We start from the raw sequence: 16,630 nt of genomic DNA on the forward strand, positions 1-16,630 counted from the left end.
GGGTCGCCCCCGGCGGAGGGCCGGTGTCGGCGCCCGCGCGGTCAGGTCCGGCTGCTCTCCCGGACCAGCAGGCGGTGCGGCACCACCGCGTCGACGGGCTCGACCGACGGCTTCTCGAGCTGCGTGAGCACCCGGTCCACGGCGGTCTCCGCGATGGCGCGCAGGTCGGGCGCGACCGTGGTGAGCGAGGGGTTCGCGTACCGGCCGTCCTCGGTGTTGTCCCACCCCGTCACGGCGAGGTCCTCCGGCACGCGGACACCGTTGCGGCGCAGCGCGTACAGGGCTCCGAGGGCGAGCTCGTCGTTGGCGCAGACGAGGCCGTCGATCTGGTCGATCCGGGGCAGGGCCGCCTCGATGGTCGAGGCGCCCGCCGGGCGGGAGAACTGGTCCACCTGGAGCACCCACCGCTCGTCGACGTCCACCTCGGCGGCGGCATGGGCGTCCAGGAAGCCCTGGACGCGTTGCGCGCCCGTGCGGCCCGCACCGCGCGGTTCCGCGCCGAGGAAGCCGAGCCGACGCCGGCCGCCCTCCAGCAGGTGCGTCGTGACCTGCGCCGCCGCGGCCACGTTGTCGATGCTCACGTGGTCCGTGCGACGTTCCCGCGCCGGGTCCTGGTCGGCGCGCTCGCCGAGGAGCACCAGCGGCAGGGAGCCGCGGGCCTCGTCGATCTGGGCCGGTGTGAGCTCCAGCGGCGAGAAGATGATGCCGTCGATCGCCTGCACGTCGAAGCCGCGGGCCACCTCGAGCTCGATGTCGCGGGAGGACCGCGTCTCCTCGATGAGCACGCGGTACCCGCGCGTGCCCGCCACCTCGATCAGCTCGTGCGCCAGCACCGAGAAGTAGGGCGCGTGCACCCACGGCACGGCGAGGGCGAGTGTGTTCGTGCGACCGCGGCGGAGCTGCCGGCCGGCGAGGTTCGGCCGGTAGTCGAGCTCCGCGATGACCGCCTCGACGCGCTCCCGCGTGGCGGCGCCGACGCGGCCCGTTCCGTTCACCACGTTGGAGACGGTCTTCCAGGAGACCCCCGCCGCCGCGGCGACCTCCTTGATGCCTACTCGACGGCTCGCTCGTTCAGACAACCCTTCACTTCCTTCCGCCCCTTCGCCCCTTGACGAGACGCGCAGCCTAGTCCATCGTGATCCAACGTTGGAGCGCAACGTTGCACCATAGGAGGTCGAAGATGACCGTGTTTCGAGGACGCGGTGTCGCAGGGCAAGGAAGCCTTGCGTCCGGGTCGAGAGCCCGCATGCGCGCGGGCAGTTCGGGAGGGCTGAGCCGGCGCGACGTGCTCAAGGCGGCCCTCGTCGGTGCCGGTGGCGTGGCGCTGGGCGGTGCCCTCGCCGGGTGCGCGACACCCAGCGCAGCGGGCGCCGGACGCACGTCCGTCATGATCTGGGACCTCTTCTCCGGGGGTGACGGTGCGCTGATGCAGGAGATGGTGGGCACAGTGGCCGCGGCGAACCCGGACATCGCCGTGCAGTCGACCACCCTGGCGTGGGGACCGCCGTACTACACGAAGCTCGCGATGGCGTCGTCCGGCGGACGCCCGCCCGAGGCCGCCGTCATGCACATGTCCCGGCTCGCCGGGTACGCGCCGGGCGGGCTGCTGGAGCCGTTCGACCTCGACGCCCTCGCCGACCTCGGCATCACCGAGGCAGACTTCGCCCCGGCGGTCTGGCAGAAGGCCCAGTACGACGGTCAGCTCTACGCCCTGCCGCTGGACACGCACCCGTACATCGCCTTCCACAACCCCACGATCGTCCAGGACGCCGGCCTGGCCGGACCGGACGGGAAGCTCGACCTGGACGCCGTCTCCGGCACCGACGGCTTCCTGGCCGCCGGCCGGGCCATGGCAGAGGTCACCGGTGAGACCGGCGTCGGCTGGGGCTACCAGCGAGACCCTGCCGGCTGCTGGCGCATGTTCTGGGGTCTCTACTCGCAGAACGGCGGCGAGTACGAGCTGACGCCGGGCCGCCCCGCCGCCCTCGACGAGGAGGCCGCGGCCGAGGTGTTCGAGTTCCTCCAGGAGATGATCGACGGCACGGTGGCCGCCAGGAACCAGGACGGGAACGCCGCAGCCGCGCGCTTCATGTCGAACCGCACCGGGCTCATGTTCGCGGGCGAGTGGGACCTGCCGATGTTCCGGGACGCCAACCCCGACGTCGGCGCCACGCAGTTCCCCGCGGTCTTCGACACCCCTGCCAACTACGCCGACTCCCACGCGTTCGTGCTCCCCAAGCAGGGCAGCCCGGACCCGGCGGCGCGCGAGGCGACCTACCGGGTGCTGGCCGGGCTGCTCAAGCAGGGCCTGACCTGGGCGTCGGCCGGACACATCCCGGCGTACCAGCCCATCGTGCAGGAGCCCGAGTACCAGGAGCTCACGCCGCAGCGCGACTACGCACCGGCCGCCGAGGTCGCGGTCTTCGACCCCGACGCCTGGTTCACCGGCGGCGGCAGCGACTTCCAGACCCGCATGGCCGACGCCATGACGGACACCCTCGCGGGCAAGGCCCCCGGCCGCACGGCCGTGACCCGGATGCTCGCCGAGATGGACCGCTTCCTCGCCCTGCCCAACCCCGCCTGATCGAGAGGACGACGATGACTGTCTCGAACGCCGACGTCACCACCGTCCCCGGTGGGGCGACGTCCCGCCGGCGGACACCTGCGGCCTCGCCCGGCACGGGCACCCGCACCTCCGGCACGTCCCTGCGCGCGCAGGACCGGTCCGGCTACCTGTTCGTGGCGCCGTTCGCGGTCGCCACCGGACTCTTCCTCGTGGTCCCGACCCTCTACGGCCTCTGGATGAGCTTCACGAACCAGAGCCTGACCGGTGCGGGCAGCGAGTTCATCGGGTTCGACAACTACGTGGAGGCCTTCCGCGACCCCCAGGTGTGGGAGACGCTGTGGCACACGGTGTGGTTCACCGTCCTCAGCACCGTCCCCCTCGTGCTGGTCGCGCTGATCATGGCCCTGCTCGTGCACACGGGCCTGCCCGGGCAGTGGGTCTGGCGCATGTCGTTCTTCGCGCCGTACCTGCTGACCAGTGCCGTCGTCTGGCACCTCAGCAACTGGATGTTCCAGCCGGACATCGGCCTGCTGGACGCGTGGGTCGCCGCCATCGGGCTCGAACCCATCGGCTGGCTCACGGACGAGAACGTGGCGATGTTCTCGATCGCCGGCGTCACCGTGTGGTGGACGGTCGGCTTCAACTTCCTGCTCTACCTGGCCGCGCTGCAGGGGATACCGCAGCAGCAGTACGAGGCGGCGACCATCGACGGCGCGGGCGGCTGGCGGCGCCTGTTCTCCATCACGCTGCCGCAGCTGCGCACTATCACCGGCGTCATCCTGGTGCTCCAGCTCCTGGCCTCGCTCAAGGTGTTCGACCAGATCTACATGCTCACGGCCGGCGGCCCGAACGGCAGCACGCGGCCGATCCTGGAGTACATCTACGACACGGGCTTCACGAACTACCGCCTCGGCTACGCGTCGGCGATCTCGTACGTGTTCTTCGCCCTGATCCTCGTGTTCACGCTGGTGCGCCTGCTGCCGGCCCGGAAGGAGGCCTGACATGGCCGTCGCCGACATCGCCGCCGTCCGCCGGACGAAGGCCCTGCAGGAGCGTGCCGAGAACCGCACGCTCACCAGGCTCACGATCGGACCGTCGCCGTGGGCCCGGGCGGGTGCGCTGATCGCGCTCGCCGTGATCGCCGTCGCGTGGCTCGTGCCGATCGTCTGGGGTGCGATCACGAGCTTCAAGCACGAGTCGGAGGCGGCGCTGCCCGCCCAGCTGATGCCCGCGACGGGCTGGACGGTCGAGGCCTACCAGAAGGTGCTCGGCGCCAGCGACCTCCCGTTGTGGATGTGGAACAGCCTGGTGGTCGCCGTGCTGGTCACGGCGCTGACCGTGCTCATCTCCGCGATGGCGGCGTTCGCGTTCTCGCAGACGCTGTTCCGGGGCCGCGCCTTCATGCAGTGGCTGACCCTCGCCGCGATCATGATGCCGGGCCAGATCCTCATCGTCCCGCTGTTCCGCGAGATGCAGCTCCTCGGGCTCGTCGACACGTTCGCCGGCATCGTGCTCCCGCAGGTGGTGGCGCCCGTCATGGTGTTCATCCTCAAGCGCTTCTTCGACGCGATCCCCAGCGAGCTGCTCGACGCGGCCCGCATCGACGGCGCCGGGCCGTGGCGCCTGTTCTGGACCATCGTGCTGCCGCTGTCGCGGTCGATCCTCGTCGCCGTCGCGATCTTCGTGTTCATCGGTGCGTGGAACAACTTCCTCTGGCCGTTCATCATCACGACGGACCCGCAGTTCATGACGCTGCCGGTGGGCCTGTCCACCGTGAAGGACGCCTACGGCGTGCAGTACGCCCAGAACATGGCCTCGGCCATGATCGCGGCCCTGCCGCTGCTCGTCGTGTTCATGCTGTTCCAGCGGCGCATCGTGCAGGGTGTCGCGACGACAGGCATGGGTGGGCAGTAGTCCGTCAGAATCGAGGGATGGCTACCCCGACCCCGCATCCCTCACAGCGCCCGCACCTCGCCGCGGTGGTGGAGGACCACCTCTACGCCGCGGCGGGGTGGCTGCTGTCCCGGCTCGGCTGGCGACCTCGGCTGGAGGTCTACACCGGATACGGCACACCCGACCGGGTGCGGGTGCTCGCGCGCGTGCTGCTCGCCCCCCGCGGGCACACCGGCCCGGAGCGGGACCAGCTGCGCGCCGGGCGGCGCGGCTTCCGGCACTTCCTCACCGTCCCGGCGCCGCACCAGCGCGTCGGCGTCCGGGTGGGCGAGACGGCGTCGGACGTCGTGAGCGACCGGGCCGGGTACGTCGACGTCGAGCTGCCGACCACCGCGCCGCTGTCCACAGGCACCCATGCGGTCACCCTGACGTGCCTCGACGTGCCCGAACCGGTGACCGGTGAGGCGACCGTGCTGGTGCTCGGGCAGGACACCCGGTTCGGCGTGGTCAGCGACATGGACGACACGACCATGGTCACGGCGGTGCCCCGCCCCCTGCTCGCGGCCTGGAACACGTTCGTGCGGCACTCGAGCGCGCGACGGCCCGTGCCGGGCATGGCCGACCTCTACCGGACCGTCCGCGAGGCGCACCCGGAGGCCCCGTTCTTCTACCTGTCCACCGGCGCGTGGAACACGGCGGGGACGCTGCGCGCGTTCCTCGCCCAGCACGGGTACCCGGCCGGCCCGCTGCTGCTCACCGACTGGGGACCCACCCTGACGGGCTGGTTCCGGAGCGGTCCCGCCCACAAGGACGCCAGCCTCGACCTGCTGATGTCGTGGTTCCCCCACGTGCGCTGGCTGCTCGTGGGCGACGACGGGCAGCACGACCCCGACATCTACGACCGGGCCGCACGCCGCAGCCCGGGCCGGGTGCGGGCCGTCGCCATCCGGGAGCTGACCGGCGGGCAGCAGGTGCTCGCCGGGAACGCGCCGGGCAACGGCGCCTCGGCCGAGGGCGAGGCGCCGGTGCCCACCGTCACCGGACGCGACGGCACCGAGCTCGCCCGCCGGCTCGCGGAGGTGCCGGGCGTGCTCCGGGCCGCCGGGTAGGACCCGAGGAGGTGACTAGGCGGTGACCAGGTAGTCGTCGGCGTCGTCGTCCCAGGCCAGCGCTACCGCGCCGGCCGCCTCCGCGGCCTTGGCGAACTGCAGGAAGCCCCGGAAGCCGAGGGCCTTCTCCGAGAAGTCGGGACGGCGCTTGCGCACCGCGTTCTTGAGGCCGGACAGGGCGGCGGAGCCGTTCGCCTCCTGCACCACGGAGCGCAGCAGCGCGAACGCGGCGTCGGTGTCGCCCTGCTCCGGCAGGGACACCTCCGGGTCGCCCGCCGACGGGCCCGCGGCGAGCTCGACGAACCCGCGGTCCGCGAGGAACCGCAGGAACTCGCCGAACGTACGGAAGCCGTAGTCGGACTCGCTGAAGGTCGGGTCCTTGCGCAGCAGGGTGCGCTTGAGCGCGGACGCCGTCACGGCGCCGCTCGTGGACGACTGCAGGTCGGCGAGGGTCTGGGCGACGCGTACCTCCATGGGTACGTCGTCCGACACGGCGTCGTCCTGGTCGGCGACGTCCGCCTCGGTCTCGGCCTCCGTCTCGGGCATGACGTCGGCCGGGGCCGGGGCGGGCTCCGCCTTGCGGCGTCGGCGGGTGGCGGGCTTCGGCTCGGCGGCGGCCCCTGCCTCGACGGTCGCCTCGACCGTCTCGGCGGCAGCCTCCGCCACCGCCTCGGCGACGGCCTCGGCGGCCTTGGTGCGCCGCGACGTGGCGGGCGCCTTCTGCGTCGTACCGGCCTTGCGGGTGCGGGAGCCGCGCTTCGGGGCCGGCGCACCCTGGTCCTCCTCGGGCACCTCGACGCCTTCGAGGCGGTCGTAGAAGAGGAACTCGTCGCACGCGGCGGGCAGCAGGCGCGACGTCGACTTCTCGACACCCACACCGATCACGCGCTTGTTGAGCTCGCGCAGCTTGTGGACGAGCGGGGAGAAGTCGCTGTCCCCCGTGCACATGACGAACGTGGAGATGTAGTCGCGCTCGAAGGCCATCTCGATGGCGTCGACCACCATCTTGATGTCGGCGGCGTTCTTGCGGGAGGCACCCATCCGCTGCGTCATCTCGATGAGCTCGACCTGGTGCCGTGTCAGCATGCGGCGGTCCTCGTCGAAGTACGACCAGTCCGCGTAGGCCCGGCGTGCCACGACGCGTCCGCGGACGGCGAGCGCGTCGGCGATCGGGCCGAAGTCGAACTGCATGCCCCCCAGGTGCTCCCGGGCGCCGAGCGCCAGGTTCTCGTAGTCGATGAAGACTGCCAGGCGTTCCTCGAGGTCCATGCCTGCCACTCTATGGGGTTTCCCTGCCCGGGCTGGTCGAGCGGCACGCGTGGGCTGCCCGAGGTGACGCTCCGCATACCGAAAACCCGAGCGGGTGAAACGTTCTCCCCCCACCCCGTTTCGCCCGGCCGGGAACGGGTCCGCTCCCTAGGATCAGGGCATGGCCGAGGCGACCGCGGGGCACGAGGACCCCATCTCGAGCCGCAGCCGGATCATCGCGGCCGCGGCGCGGCTGACGTGTGCCGACGGGTGGTCCAGGGTGACGATGGCCCGTCTCGCGGCCGAGGCGGGGGTCAGCCGGCAGACCGTCTACAACGCCGTGGGCAGCCGGGAGGACCTGGCCGAGGCGATGGTGCTGTCGGAGTGCGCCGGTTTCGTCTTCCAGATCGCCGAGGCCTTCGACGAGCACCCCGGTGACCTGCTGTCCGCGATCCGCGCCGCAGTGGAGCGGACCCTCGTGCTCGCGCGGGGCAACGAGCTGCTGCGGGCCGTGGTGTCCGCGACGCACGGCGCCGACACCGAGCTGCTCCCGCTGCTCACGACCCACTCGGAGGCGCTGCTCGGCACCGTGAAGGTGGTGGTGCAGGACCGTGTGGACCGGTACGAGATCGACCTGGAGCCGGAGCGCATCACGGCGGTCATCGACCTGGTGGTGCGGGCCGTGCTGAGCCACGCCATGCAGCCCTCGGCCACGCCGGGCGAGACGGCGGGCGAGATCACCTGGATCGTGGCGCGGCTGCTGCGCAGCCCGGTCCGCTCCGACGCCTGACGGCCCGCTGCGCTTGACGCCGCCCGGCGGCGGAGGAGGATCGACGCATGCGAATCGGTACCCACTTCATGCGTTTCGACTCGATGGATCCGGCCGGGATGCGTACCGAGCTGGCGGACGCTGCCCGGTACGCCGACGAGGGCGGCGTCTCGTGGATCTCCGTGATGGACCACTACTTCCAGATGGTGCACCAGGGCTTCCCGGCGTCGGACCCCATGCTGGAGGCGTACACGACCCTGGGCTATCTGGCCGGCGTGACCGAGAAGGTGCAGCTGGGTTCCCTGGTCACGGGCGTGACCTACCGCTACCCGGGGCTGCTGGCGAAGATCGTCGCCTCGCTCGACGTGGTCTCGGGCGGCCGGGCCACCTACGGCATCGGAGCCGCCTGGTACGACCGGGAGCACGCGGCGCTCGGGGTGCCCTTCCCGGAGCTCCGGGACCGCTTCGAGATGCTGGAGGAGACGGTCCGGATCGCGCGGCAGATGTACGACCCCGACGACAACGGACCCTTCGAGGGCAAGCACTTCCGGTTGGCCGAGACGCTGTGCTCGCCGCAGCCGCTCTCGAAGCCCGAGATCATGATCGGCGGCTCGGGGGAGAAGCGCACGCTCCGGCTGGTGGCGCAGTACGCGGACGCGTGCAACCTGTTCGCCGAGACGCCGGAGCGTCTGCGTCACCTGCTCGACGTGCTGCGCCGGCACTGCGACGACGTGGGCCGGGACGTCGCCGACATCCGGATCACGATGCTGCACCGGGGCACACCGATCGGCCCGGGGGACACCGCCGCCTTCGTCGAGGAGATGCGCGGGTTCGCGGGCAACGGCGTCGACACCGTGATCCTGCGGCCGCCGGCGACGTCGCTCGCCGAGTGGGTGCGCGACGCCGTGCTGCCGGTGGTGGAGCCGTGCGCCGAGCTGTGACCGTCAGGCCGCCGGTCCGCCGGCGGTGACGTCGAGGGTGCCGCCGGCCGCCGCGCGGCCCAGTACGACCGGGCAGCCGGCCAGGTGGTCGTCGACGAGGCCGCACGCCTGCATCGCCGCGTAGGCGGTGGTGGGCCCGACGAACCGGAAGCCCTCCTTCTTGAGCGCCTTGCTCAGGGCCTTCGACTCGTCGGTGGTGGCCGGTACCTCGGCGAACGTGGCCGCGCGCACCCGATCCGCGGGGTCGGGTGCGAACGACCAGATCAGCTCGTCGAGCGTGCGCCCGGCATCGTGCAGGGCGAGGACGGCCCGCGCGTTGTCGATCGTGGCCTCGATCTTCATGCGGTTGCGGATGATGCGGCTGTCCGTGAGCAGCCGCTCGACGTCGTCCGGGCCGAAGCCCGCCACGCGCTCGGGCTCGAAGTCCTCGAAGACCTCCCGGAACGCGGGCCGCTTGCGCAGCACGGTGATCCAGGAGAGGCCCGACTGGAAACCCTCCAGCGCGAGCCGTTCCAGCAGGGCGGACTCCCCGTGCACGGGCACGCCCCACTCCGTGTCGTGGTAGGTCTCGTAGAGCGGGTCGCCGTCGCCGAAGCAGCGTGCGGCCACGCCCGGTCGCGGCGTCAGGTCGGTCAGGGGTTCGCTCGTCACGGCACCACTCTGACGCACACCACTGACATGCCGCGCCGCCGGACCGTGTGCCTGTGCACGACGTCCGGAAACCGCCACCTGTGGTCACGCTCGGGCCGTTGTCGTGTCGTGGGCCGGGGCGGCGGCGCTCACTCCGCGTCGGGCAGCGCCCCCCGGCGGCGCAGGTACGCCTCGATGCCGTCGAGCAGGATGCCCATGCCGAAGCCGACCTCGTCGGCGGGCTCGCCCTCGGGCGGCTGCCACGTCGCGAACGACTCGAACAGGTGCGGGTAGGCCGTGGGCTCGGCGTGGCGGACGAGCATCGCCTCGAGGTCGGCCCACGGGTTCGCCGCGGCCACCGCGGCGGGGTCGAGCTCCGGCTCCGGCGTGGTGGCCGGCAGCCCGGACTCCCGCAGGACGATCTGGACGGCCGCACGCCGCGACTCGACCTCCACCCGGGCCTGGCCGAGCACGTGCTGCGCGAGGAGGCCGATGACGGCGAGCTTCTCGTCCGCGGGCAGGTCCAGCGTCCGCATGACCTTGAACGCCTGGTCCATCCACCGCACCCGGTTGGGTCCGGGCAGTGCGGAGGACAGCGGCAGCTCCAGCATCCACGGCCGTCGGACACCGAGCTCGATCTGGGCTCGCGTCCACAGCTCCAGCCCCGCGCGCCAGCCGGCGTCGTCCGGGATCTCCGGCGCCTGCTCCGCCACGGCGTCGACCATGAGGAGCAGCAGCTCCTCCTTGTTGGCGACGTGGCGGTAGAGGGCCATGGGCGTGTACCCGAGCGCCTCGGCCACGCGCGCCATCGAGACGGCGGCCAGGCCCTCGGCGTCGGCCAGGCCCATGGCGGCCCGCACGATGCGCGCGGTGGACAGGGCGGGCTTGGGCCCGCGCCGCCGGGGCGCGGCCGCGCCCCACAGGCGGCGCACGGCCGCGGGCAGCGGGTCCGCCGCGGTCTCCTCCGGCTCGGGCTGCTCGGGCGTCGTGTCGGTGCTCATCGCCCCCATCCTCCCCCGATCTCGCGTCGCCCGCCGAAACTCTCTTGACCCCATACTGTTTACGCCGCACACTATTCCGCGTAGGCCATATACAGAAAGTCTCGGAAGGGGACCCCCCATGACCGCGATCGTCACGGCGGAAGGACTGCGCAAGTCCTTCGCCCGGCGCGACCCCGCGAGCCCACCCGTGCTCGACGGGCTCGACCTGGAGCTGGAGGAGGGCGCTGTGCTCGCGCTGCTCGGGCCGAACGGCGCCGGCAAGACCACCACCGTTCGCATCCTCACCACGCTGCTGCGACCCGACGCCGGGCGCGCGACCGTCGCCGGTCACGACGTCGTCCGCGACGCCTCCCGGGTGCGCGAGCTCATCAGCCTCACCGGGCAGCAGGTCGCCGTCGACGACAAGCTCTCCGGCGCCGAGAACCTCACGATGATGGGCCACCTCGCCCACCTGCCCCGCCGGGCGGTCCGCGACCGCGTCGACGCGCTGCTCACGGCCTTCGACCTGGCCGACGCGGCGGGCCGCCGTGTGGCCACCTGGTCGGGCGGCATGCGCCGTCGGCTCGACCTGGCCGCCGGTCTGCTCACCCGGCCCCGCGTCATGTTCCTCGACGAGCCCACCACCGGCCTCGACCCGCGCTCCCGGCAGGCCCTGTGGGACGTCGTCCGGGGCGTCGTGGCCGACGGGACGAGCGTGTTCCTCACCACCCAGTACCTCGAGGAGGCGGACCGCCTCGCGCGGCGCGTGGCCCTCGTGGACGGCGGCCGCGTCGTCGCCGAGGGCACGCCCGCACAGCTCAAGCGTGAGGTGGGCGAGGCCGGGGTCGAGCTCGTGCTCGCCTCGCCGGCCGACGCCGCCCTGGTCGCCCCGGCGCTCGCGGTGCCGACGCCCGAGGGCGCCCGCGTGCGGGTCCCCACCGACGGATCCGTCGCCCACGTGCGGGCGGTGCTCTCGGCGGTGGAGGCCACCGGCGTCGTACCCGAGCACTGGGAGGTGCGCGCGCCGACCCTGGACGACGTCTTCCTCGCCCTGACCGGGCACGCCGGCCAGGAGCGCGCGGCGCGGCCCGCGGGGGTGGCGGCATGAGGTACCTGCTCCGGGACGTGACGACGATGTCGGTGCGCGGCCTGCGCCTGGTCACGCGCGACCTCGACGCGATGATCACCGCGGTGGTGCTCCCCGTGATCATCCTGCTGCTGTTCGTCCTGGTGTTCGGCGGCGCCGTCGACATCGGGACGGGCTACATCACCTACGTGACGCCCGGCGTCATCCTGCTGGCCGCCGGGTTCGGTGCCGCCAACACCGCCCTGGCGGTGGAACGCGACATGTCGAGCGGCATGGTGGAGCGGCTGCGCTCCATGCCCGTCGCCGCCTGGACGGTGCTGACCGGGCACGTGGTCGCGAGCCTGGTGAAGAACCTCGCGTCCACCGCGATCGTGTTCGGCGTGTCGATCCTCATGGGCTTCCGGCCCGAGGCCACGCCGTGGGAATGGCTGGCGGCCGTGGGCGTGATCCTGCTGTTCGTCGCCTGGATCACGTGGCTCGCGGCCCTCGTGGGCGTGCTCGTCCGGTCGCCCGACGCCGCGGGCGGGTTCACCTTCGGCGTGATGTTCCTGCCCTATGTGTCCAGCGCGTTCGTGCCGGTCGAGACGCTGCCCACCTGGTTGCGCGGCTTCGCCGAGCACCAGCCGGTGACACCGGTGATCGAGACCGTGCGGGCGCTGCTCTCTGGCAGCGCCGGACCGGGCGGGGAGGCCGCCCTCGCGGTCGCCTGGTGCCTGGGTCTCGGGCTGGTCTCCATGGTGGCGGCCGGGCTCGCGTTCCGCGCCCGCCGCTGACCCTTCCCCTCTCCTCCGCCGGGCCGCGGCCCGGCACGACGAAAGCAGGTACGAGATGGCGACGACGACGCCCGCGCCCGCCCGCCCGCCCGCCTCGCCGCCGGTCCGCTGGTGGCGCCGCCCCTGGATCGCGCCGCTCACGGTCGTCACGGGTGTGTTCCTGGTGACCGCGCTGCCGCGGTACGTCGGGCTGGACCCGACGCTCTCCCTGGTGCCCACGGATCGTGGCCCCGCGTTCTACCCCGCGCTCGTGACGCACATCTTCGCGGGTTCGGTCATGCTCACCGCCGCGGTGCTGCAGCTCTGGCCGTGGCTGCGCGCCCACCACCCCCGGGTGCACCGGTGGAGCGGCCGCACCTACGTGGCGGCCGCGCTCGTGACGGGAGCCGCCGCGCTGGTCACGGCGCAGTTCCCCAGCGCCGGCGCGGGTCAGCAGGTGGCGAACACCTTCCTGGCCGTGCTGCTGCTCGTCTGCACGCTGCTCGGGTTCCGTGCGGTGCGGCAGCGGCGCTTCGGCGACCACCGGGCGTGGATGGTGCGCAGCACCGCCCTCGCCTTCTCGATCGTGACCAACCGGTTCTGGGGCCCTGTGCTCATCGCCGTCTACGTGCCGGGGGCGCTGAGCGACCCGGACCTCGCGTTCGGCGCGCCGGAGATCGAGGGTGCGGCCATCGCGTCCGCCTGGGTGTCGTGGGTGGTCAACCTCATGTTCGCCGAGTGGTGGCTCCAGCGGGGGCGCCGACCGGCCCGGGCACCCCGCAGTCGGTGACGATGTCAGTGGCAGGGGTCACACTGTCCGCATGACTCAGACGACGAGTGACCCGGCGTCCACCGCCGACCTCGAACAGAAGCAGATCCTGAAGAAGTACCTCCAGGAGACCCGTGAGGCCCTCCTGTGGAAGCTCGAGGGCCTCACGGAGAAGCAGGCGCGCTGGCCCCTGGTGTCGTCCGGCAACAACCTGCTCGGCATCGTGAAGCACTGCGCCAACATCGAGATCGGTTACTTCGGGTCGTGCTTCGGCCGTGAGTGGCCGAACCCGGAGGAGATCGTCTCCGACGCCGACTACGAGGCGGACCCGCAGGCCGACTGGTACGCGACCGCCGACGAGTCGGTCGAGTCGGTCGTGGACCTGTACCGCCGGGCCTGGGTGTTCTGCGACGAGACCATCGACTCGCTGCCGCTGTCCGCCGTCGGGCACGTGCCGTGGTGGCGGTCCGGGGACGTCACGCTGTTCCGCCTCATGGTGCACGTGACCGACGAGATCGCGCGGCACGCAGGCCACGCCGACATCCTCCGCGAGCTGACCGACGACTCCGTGGGGCTCCACGTCGACAACACCAACATCCCCGACCTGGGCGAGGGCGGCTCCGCGGCCTACGTCGAGAAGCTCAAGGGCCTGGCCGAGCGGGCGGGCAACTAGCGCTCACGTCCCGGATTCGCCACACTTCGGCCATGCCCTTCGAGCCGGACCCGACCGCACCCGCCGCACCGTCCGCCGGGAGTGACCCGTCGCCTGACTCGGGTGCATCGCCGCAGGTCGGAGCGCCGGACGAGTTCGTCGTCCCGGTCGTCCCCGTACCCGGCGCACGCCGGGCCTACGCCGACGGCGGGTCCATGCGGCCGCTGTTCGTCTTTCTCGTCGCGGCGGCCGTGGCGCTGGTCGGGAGCATCGTCTTCGCGCTGGTCCAGGCCGGGAACGGCCGCGAGCTGGAGGAGCTGACGGCCGCGCGCGCCGAGGTCGTGGCCGCGGTGGACAAGGGCCGTACGGCGCAGGACGGGCTCGCCGAGCAGATCGCCGCCGCGGAGCAGGCCCTGGCCGCGACGAAGGGGAAGGTGCCGGACGACGCGGTCCGGGCCGAGCTGGCGAAGCACGTCGCGGCCGCCAAGGAGCTCGGCACGGCCGCGCCGCCCACGGTTCCGGCGGCCGGCGCCGCCGGGCTGGAGGCTCCGGAGGACGTCGACGCCCTGGAGGCGCAGGCGACCGAGTGGGCCACGACCATGCGCACCACGTCCTCGACGCTCGTCGCGGCCACCGAGGACGTGCTCGCGGCCACCAAGGAGTGGCAGCAGCAGCGCAAGGCGGCCCAGGAGAAGGCGAAGGCGGAGGCTGAACGAGCGGCCCGGAAGGCAGCCGACCTGAAGACGGCGACGGCGCGGCTCACCGCGGTCAGCGACCAGCTCAAGATCTCGGTACGGGACGCCCGGTACACGCTCGACTGGACGGCGAGCGTCGGGGCGCCGGCCGACGTCCGCACGACGCTGAGCGAGCAGCGGGCCGAGGGGCAGGCGGCGCTCGGGACCGGGGCCGACATGCAGGACCCGGCCTCCGTGACGAAGCTGACGGAGCGCCGGGAGGCGGCACGGGCCGCCATCGAGAAGGCGGCGTGGGACGCGCGGGCCACCGTCGCCGACGGGACCAACGGGCGCCTAGCGCTGGACACGCTGTGCAAGGTGGGCGTCGGGCCGGAGGGACAGGACCAGTACCTGCGGTGCGACGCCGCCCAGGCGTGGAAGAAGCTGGGCCTGGCGTTCGAGGCCACGTTCGGCAAGCCGCTGCGCGTCGAGTACGGCTACCGCCCCTACGACTGGCAGCTCCAGGCGCTCGACGAGTTCGGCAGCGGCCAGGTGGCCGCCCCCGGAACCTCGAACCACGGCTGGGCCCTGGCGGTCGACGTGCCGGTGGACGACGGGTTCCGGTTCGGGCAGCCCGAGTACGAGTGGCTCGCCGCGCACGGTCCGAACTCCGGCTGGGTGCACCCGGGGTGGGCGCGTGCCGGCGGCGGGCGCGAGGAACCGTGGCACTTCGAGTACGTGGGCTGAGCGTCCGGGCCCGTCGCGGGCCGGGCGGTCGAAGGCAGGGCCGGCGCGCGGGATAATGGGTACGTGCAGTGCCCTCACTACGACGCCGGCCGCTGCCACTCCTGCACCCTCCTGGAGATCGACTACCCGACGCAGGTGCTCGACAAGGAGGGGCACGTCGCCGCCCTCCTCGAACCCGTGTCCGCCGACCTGACCTGGCTGCCGGCCGTCACCGGCCAGGAGTCGGGCTTCCGGAACAAGGCGAAGATGGTGGTCAGCGGCACCGTCGGGGCGCCCGTGCTGGGCATCCTGGACGGTGCGGGGCGGGGCGTCGATCTCACGGACTGCGGCCTCTACCCCGTGGCCCTGCAGGCGTCGTTCGGGCCGCTCGCCGCCTTCGTGACCCGCGCGAACCTGGAGCCCTACGAGGTCTCCGGCAGGGGCAAGCGCGCCCAGCAGCGCGGCGAGCTCAAGTACCTCCTGGTGACCCTCTCGCCCGACGCCGAGCTCATGGTCCGGTTCGTGCTGCGGTCCCAGGAGTCGATCGCGCGGATCCGCAAGCACCTTCCCGCGCTCCAGGCGGAGCTGCCGGCCCTGGCCGTGGCGTCGGCGAACATCCAGCCCGCGCACGCCGCGATCCTGGAGGGTGACCTGGAGATCCCCCTCACCGAGCGGACCACGCTCCCGATGCGGATCGACGACATCACGCTCGACCTGCGCCCGCAGAGCTTCTTCCAGACCAACACACCGGTGGCCACCGAGCTGTACCGGCAGGCGCGGACCTGGGTCGACGAGGTGGGGCCGACGAGCCTCTGGGATCTCTACTGCGGCGTCGGCGGGTTCGCCCTGCACTGTGCCGCACCAGGGCGCGCGGTCACCGGCATCGAGATCAGTGCCGAGGCGGTCGCGGCGGCGTCGGGCACGGCGGCCCGGCTGAGCGCGGGACCGGCCGGTGAGCGGTTCCGCGACGTCTCGTTCGCGGCGGGGGATGCCACGGCGTTCGCCGTCGGGCCGGACGCTCCCGGACTGCCGGAGATGGTGATCGTGAACCCGCCGCGCCGCGGTATCGGCGCCGACCTGGCGCGGTGGCTCGAGACCTCGGGGATCGACCACGTCCTGTACTCGAGCTGCAACGCGACCACGCTCGCCAAGGATCTTGCCGCCATGCCGTCCCTGCGTCCGGTGCGGGCACGGCTCCTCGACATGTTCCCGCAGACCTCGCACTACGAGGTGCTCGTGCTCCTCCAGCGGTCCTGACCGTCCCGGCCGTGCCGCCGGTCGCCGGCGCGCCGGTCGTGCTCGTACCTGTCGGACCGGTCGCTCGGGCGCCCGTCGTCGGGGCGCCGACCGTTCGCCCGCTCCGAGCCGTCGGGATACCCCGGCGGGGCGTACCCCTCGTCCGGCGGCCAGGCAGTCCGGCCGGCCTGCTTCCGGGCCTGGCCCGGCGGCACCCCGTCCTGCTTCGCCAGTCCGGGAGGCGTGCCGTCCGCGCCGGTTTCCGCGCCCGTGCCCGAGGAGCCCTTCTTCGCCTGGCCGGGCGGGGTGTCCTTCTTCGCCTGGCCGGGCGGGGTGTCCTTCTTCGCCTGGCCGGGCGGGGTGTCCTTCTTCGCCTGGCCGGGCGGGGGCGTGCCCTTCTTCGCCTGGCCCGGCGGTACGCCGTCCTTCTTCGCCAGGCCGGGGGGCACGCCGTCGGACTTCGCGAGGCCGGGCGGCACCTGGTCGCCGCCGGGCGGGTTCGCGCTGTTCCCGGACCCGGTGGCCGGTGAGTCGCCGGCGGCCCGGCCCGGTGCTGTGCCGTCGTCCGTGGCCTGGCCGGGCGGTACGCCGTCCGTCT

16 protein-coding genes and 1 pseudogene are annotated in these 16,630 nt (G+C 72.7%); 12 read left to right on the forward strand and 5 right to left on the reverse strand.

The window, feature by feature from the left end:
- Positions 1–41: 41 nt before the first annotated feature.
- A complete protein-coding gene (locus tag APR03_RS13290; RefSeq protein ID WP_253836301.1) occupies positions 42–1,079 on the reverse strand; it encodes a LacI family DNA-binding transcriptional regulator in 1,038 nt (345 codons plus the stop codon).
- A 167-nt stretch (positions 1,080–1,246) separates the two neighbouring features.
- Here APR03_RS13290 and APR03_RS13295 point away from each other — a divergent pair, with 167 nt between their 5' ends.
- From APR03_RS13295 to APR03_RS13310, 4 genes are read left to right on the forward strand one after another with little or no spacing between them, the layout of a single operon-like run.
- Positions 1,247–2,584, forward strand: coding sequence for an extracellular solute-binding protein (locus APR03_RS13295; protein WP_253836302.1), 1,338 nt, complete (start codon positions 1,247–1,249; stop codon positions 2,582–2,584).
- 14 nt (positions 2,585–2,598) lie between these two features.
- Entirely contained in the window at positions 2,599–3,567 is a 969-nt protein-coding gene (locus APR03_RS13300) for a carbohydrate ABC transporter permease (protein ID WP_253836303.1), read from the forward strand.
- Between the two features lies 1 nt (position 3,568).
- Positions 3,569–4,480, forward strand: a complete 912-nt coding sequence (locus APR03_RS13305) for a carbohydrate ABC transporter permease (protein WP_253836304.1) — start codon at positions 3,569–3,571, stop codon at positions 4,478–4,480.
- Between the two features lie 17 nt (positions 4,481–4,497).
- Positions 4,498–5,568, forward strand: a complete 1,071-nt coding sequence (locus tag APR03_RS13310) for an App1 family protein phosphatidate phosphatase (protein WP_253836305.1) — start codon at positions 4,498–4,500, stop codon at positions 5,566–5,568.
- Between the two features lie 15 nt (positions 5,569–5,583).
- Here APR03_RS13310 and APR03_RS13315 read toward each other — a convergent pair whose 3' ends face one another.
- Positions 5,584–6,837: an NYN domain-containing protein gene (locus tag APR03_RS13315; RefSeq protein ID WP_253836306.1), complete on the reverse strand. Its 1,254-nt coding sequence runs from the start codon at positions 6,835–6,837 to the stop codon at positions 5,584–5,586.
- A gap of 160 nt (positions 6,838–6,997) precedes the next feature.
- On the opposite strand from APR03_RS13315, the gene APR03_RS13320 reads away from it, so the two are divergent.
- Positions 6,998–7,606, forward strand: coding sequence for a TetR/AcrR family transcriptional regulator (locus tag APR03_RS13320; protein ID WP_253836308.1), 609 nt, complete (start codon positions 6,998–7,000; stop codon positions 7,604–7,606).
- A 47-nt stretch (positions 7,607–7,653) separates the two neighbouring features.
- Positions 7,654–8,526 (forward strand): LLM class F420-dependent oxidoreductase, encoded by an 873-nt coding sequence (locus tag APR03_RS13325; protein WP_253836310.1) that lies wholly within the window; start codon positions 7,654–7,656, stop codon positions 8,524–8,526.
- Between the two features lie 3 nt (positions 8,527–8,529).
- Here APR03_RS13325 and APR03_RS13330 read toward each other — a convergent pair whose 3' ends face one another.
- Positions 8,530–9,177, reverse strand: a complete 648-nt coding sequence (locus APR03_RS13330) for a DNA-3-methyladenine glycosylase I (protein WP_308216495.1) — start codon at positions 9,175–9,177, stop codon at positions 8,530–8,532.
- A 128-nt stretch (positions 9,178–9,305) separates the two neighbouring features.
- Positions 9,306–10,157 (reverse strand): TetR/AcrR family transcriptional regulator, encoded by an 852-nt coding sequence (locus APR03_RS13335; RefSeq protein WP_253836312.1) that lies wholly within the window; start codon positions 10,155–10,157, stop codon positions 9,306–9,308.
- Between the two features lie 118 nt (positions 10,158–10,275).
- Here APR03_RS13335 and APR03_RS13340 point away from each other — a divergent pair, with 118 nt between their 5' ends.
- From APR03_RS13340 to rlmC, 6 genes are all read left to right on the forward strand, one after another.
- Positions 10,276–11,244: an ATP-binding cassette domain-containing protein gene (locus tag APR03_RS13340; RefSeq protein ID WP_253836315.1), complete on the forward strand. Its 969-nt coding sequence runs from the start codon at positions 10,276–10,278 to the stop codon at positions 11,242–11,244.
- Complete coding sequence (locus tag APR03_RS13345; RefSeq protein WP_253836318.1) at positions 11,241–11,996, forward strand: ABC transporter permease; 756 nt, start codon at positions 11,241–11,243, stop codon at positions 11,994–11,996. The genes APR03_RS13340 and APR03_RS13345 overlap by 4 nt, the downstream gene beginning before the upstream one ends.
- Positions 11,997–12,051: 55 nt before the next feature.
- Complete coding sequence (locus tag APR03_RS13350; RefSeq protein ID WP_253836319.1) at positions 12,052–12,765, forward strand: DUF2306 domain-containing protein; 714 nt, start codon at positions 12,052–12,054, stop codon at positions 12,763–12,765.
- Positions 12,766–12,796: 31 nt separating this feature from the next.
- Complete coding sequence (locus APR03_RS13355; protein WP_253836320.1) at positions 12,797–13,417, forward strand: DinB family protein; 621 nt, start codon at positions 12,797–12,799, stop codon at positions 13,415–13,417.
- A 32-nt stretch (positions 13,418–13,449) separates the two neighbouring features.
- Positions 13,450–14,817 (forward strand): M15 family metallopeptidase, encoded by a 1,368-nt coding sequence (locus APR03_RS13360; protein WP_253836321.1) that lies wholly within the window; start codon positions 13,450–13,452, stop codon positions 14,815–14,817.
- A gap of 63 nt (positions 14,818–14,880) precedes the next feature.
- The gene (gene rlmC, locus APR03_RS13365; protein ID WP_253836322.1) at positions 14,881–16,053 is read left to right on the forward strand and encodes a 23S rRNA (uracil(747)-C(5))-methyltransferase RlmC; all 1,173 of its coding nucleotides are present in this window, start codon (positions 14,881–14,883) and stop codon (positions 16,051–16,053) included.
- Here rlmC and APR03_RS13370 read toward each other — a convergent pair.
- Positions 16,020–16,630: pseudogene (locus tag APR03_RS13370) on the reverse strand (hypothetical protein); the annotation flags it as partial. The gene rlmC and the pseudogene APR03_RS13370 overlap by 34 nt on opposite strands.

This window comes from Promicromonospora thailandica, assembly GCF_024171955.1.
Lineage (GTDB): Bacteria > Actinomycetota > Actinomycetes > Actinomycetales > Cellulomonadaceae > Promicromonospora > Promicromonospora thailandica.

What these genes read in the sequence shown, in the direction of transcription:
- APR03_RS13320 (WP_253836308.1), top strand. Translation starts at nt 6,998, where the DNA reads ATGGCCGAGGCGACCGCGGGGCACGAGGACCCCATCTCGAGCCGCAGC.
- APR03_RS13315 (WP_253836306.1), bottom strand. Translation starts at nt 6,837, where the DNA reads ATGGACCTCGAGGAACGCCTGGCAGTCTTCATCGACTACGAGAACCTG.
- APR03_RS13300 (WP_253836303.1), top strand. Translation starts at nt 2,599, where the DNA reads ATGACTGTCTCGAACGCCGACGTCACCACCGTCCCCGGTGGGGCGACG.
- APR03_RS13355 (WP_253836320.1), top strand. Translation starts at nt 12,797, where the DNA reads ATGACTCAGACGACGAGTGACCCGGCGTCCACCGCCGACCTCGAACAG.
- APR03_RS13305 (WP_253836304.1), top strand. Translation starts at nt 3,569, where the DNA reads ATGGCCGTCGCCGACATCGCCGCCGTCCGCCGGACGAAGGCCCTGCAG.
- APR03_RS13325 (WP_253836310.1), top strand. Translation starts at nt 7,654, where the DNA reads ATGCGAATCGGTACCCACTTCATGCGTTTCGACTCGATGGATCCGGCC.
- APR03_RS13340 (WP_253836315.1), top strand. Translation starts at nt 10,276, where the DNA reads ATGACCGCGATCGTCACGGCGGAAGGACTGCGCAAGTCCTTCGCCCGG.
- APR03_RS13335 (WP_253836312.1), bottom strand. Translation starts at nt 10,157, where the DNA reads ATGAGCACCGACACGACGCCCGAGCAGCCCGAGCCGGAGGAGACCGCG.
- APR03_RS13310 (WP_253836305.1), top strand. Translation starts at nt 4,498, where the DNA reads ATGGCTACCCCGACCCCGCATCCCTCACAGCGCCCGCACCTCGCCGCG.
- APR03_RS13345 (WP_253836318.1), top strand. Translation starts at nt 11,241, where the DNA reads ATGAGGTACCTGCTCCGGGACGTGACGACGATGTCGGTGCGCGGCCTG.
- APR03_RS13350 (WP_253836319.1), top strand. Translation starts at nt 12,052, where the DNA reads ATGGCGACGACGACGCCCGCGCCCGCCCGCCCGCCCGCCTCGCCGCCG.
- APR03_RS13360 (WP_253836321.1), top strand. Translation starts at nt 13,450, where the DNA reads ATGCCCTTCGAGCCGGACCCGACCGCACCCGCCGCACCGTCCGCCGGG.
- APR03_RS13295 (WP_253836302.1), top strand. Translation starts at nt 1,247, where the DNA reads ATGCGCGCGGGCAGTTCGGGAGGGCTGAGCCGGCGCGACGTGCTCAAG.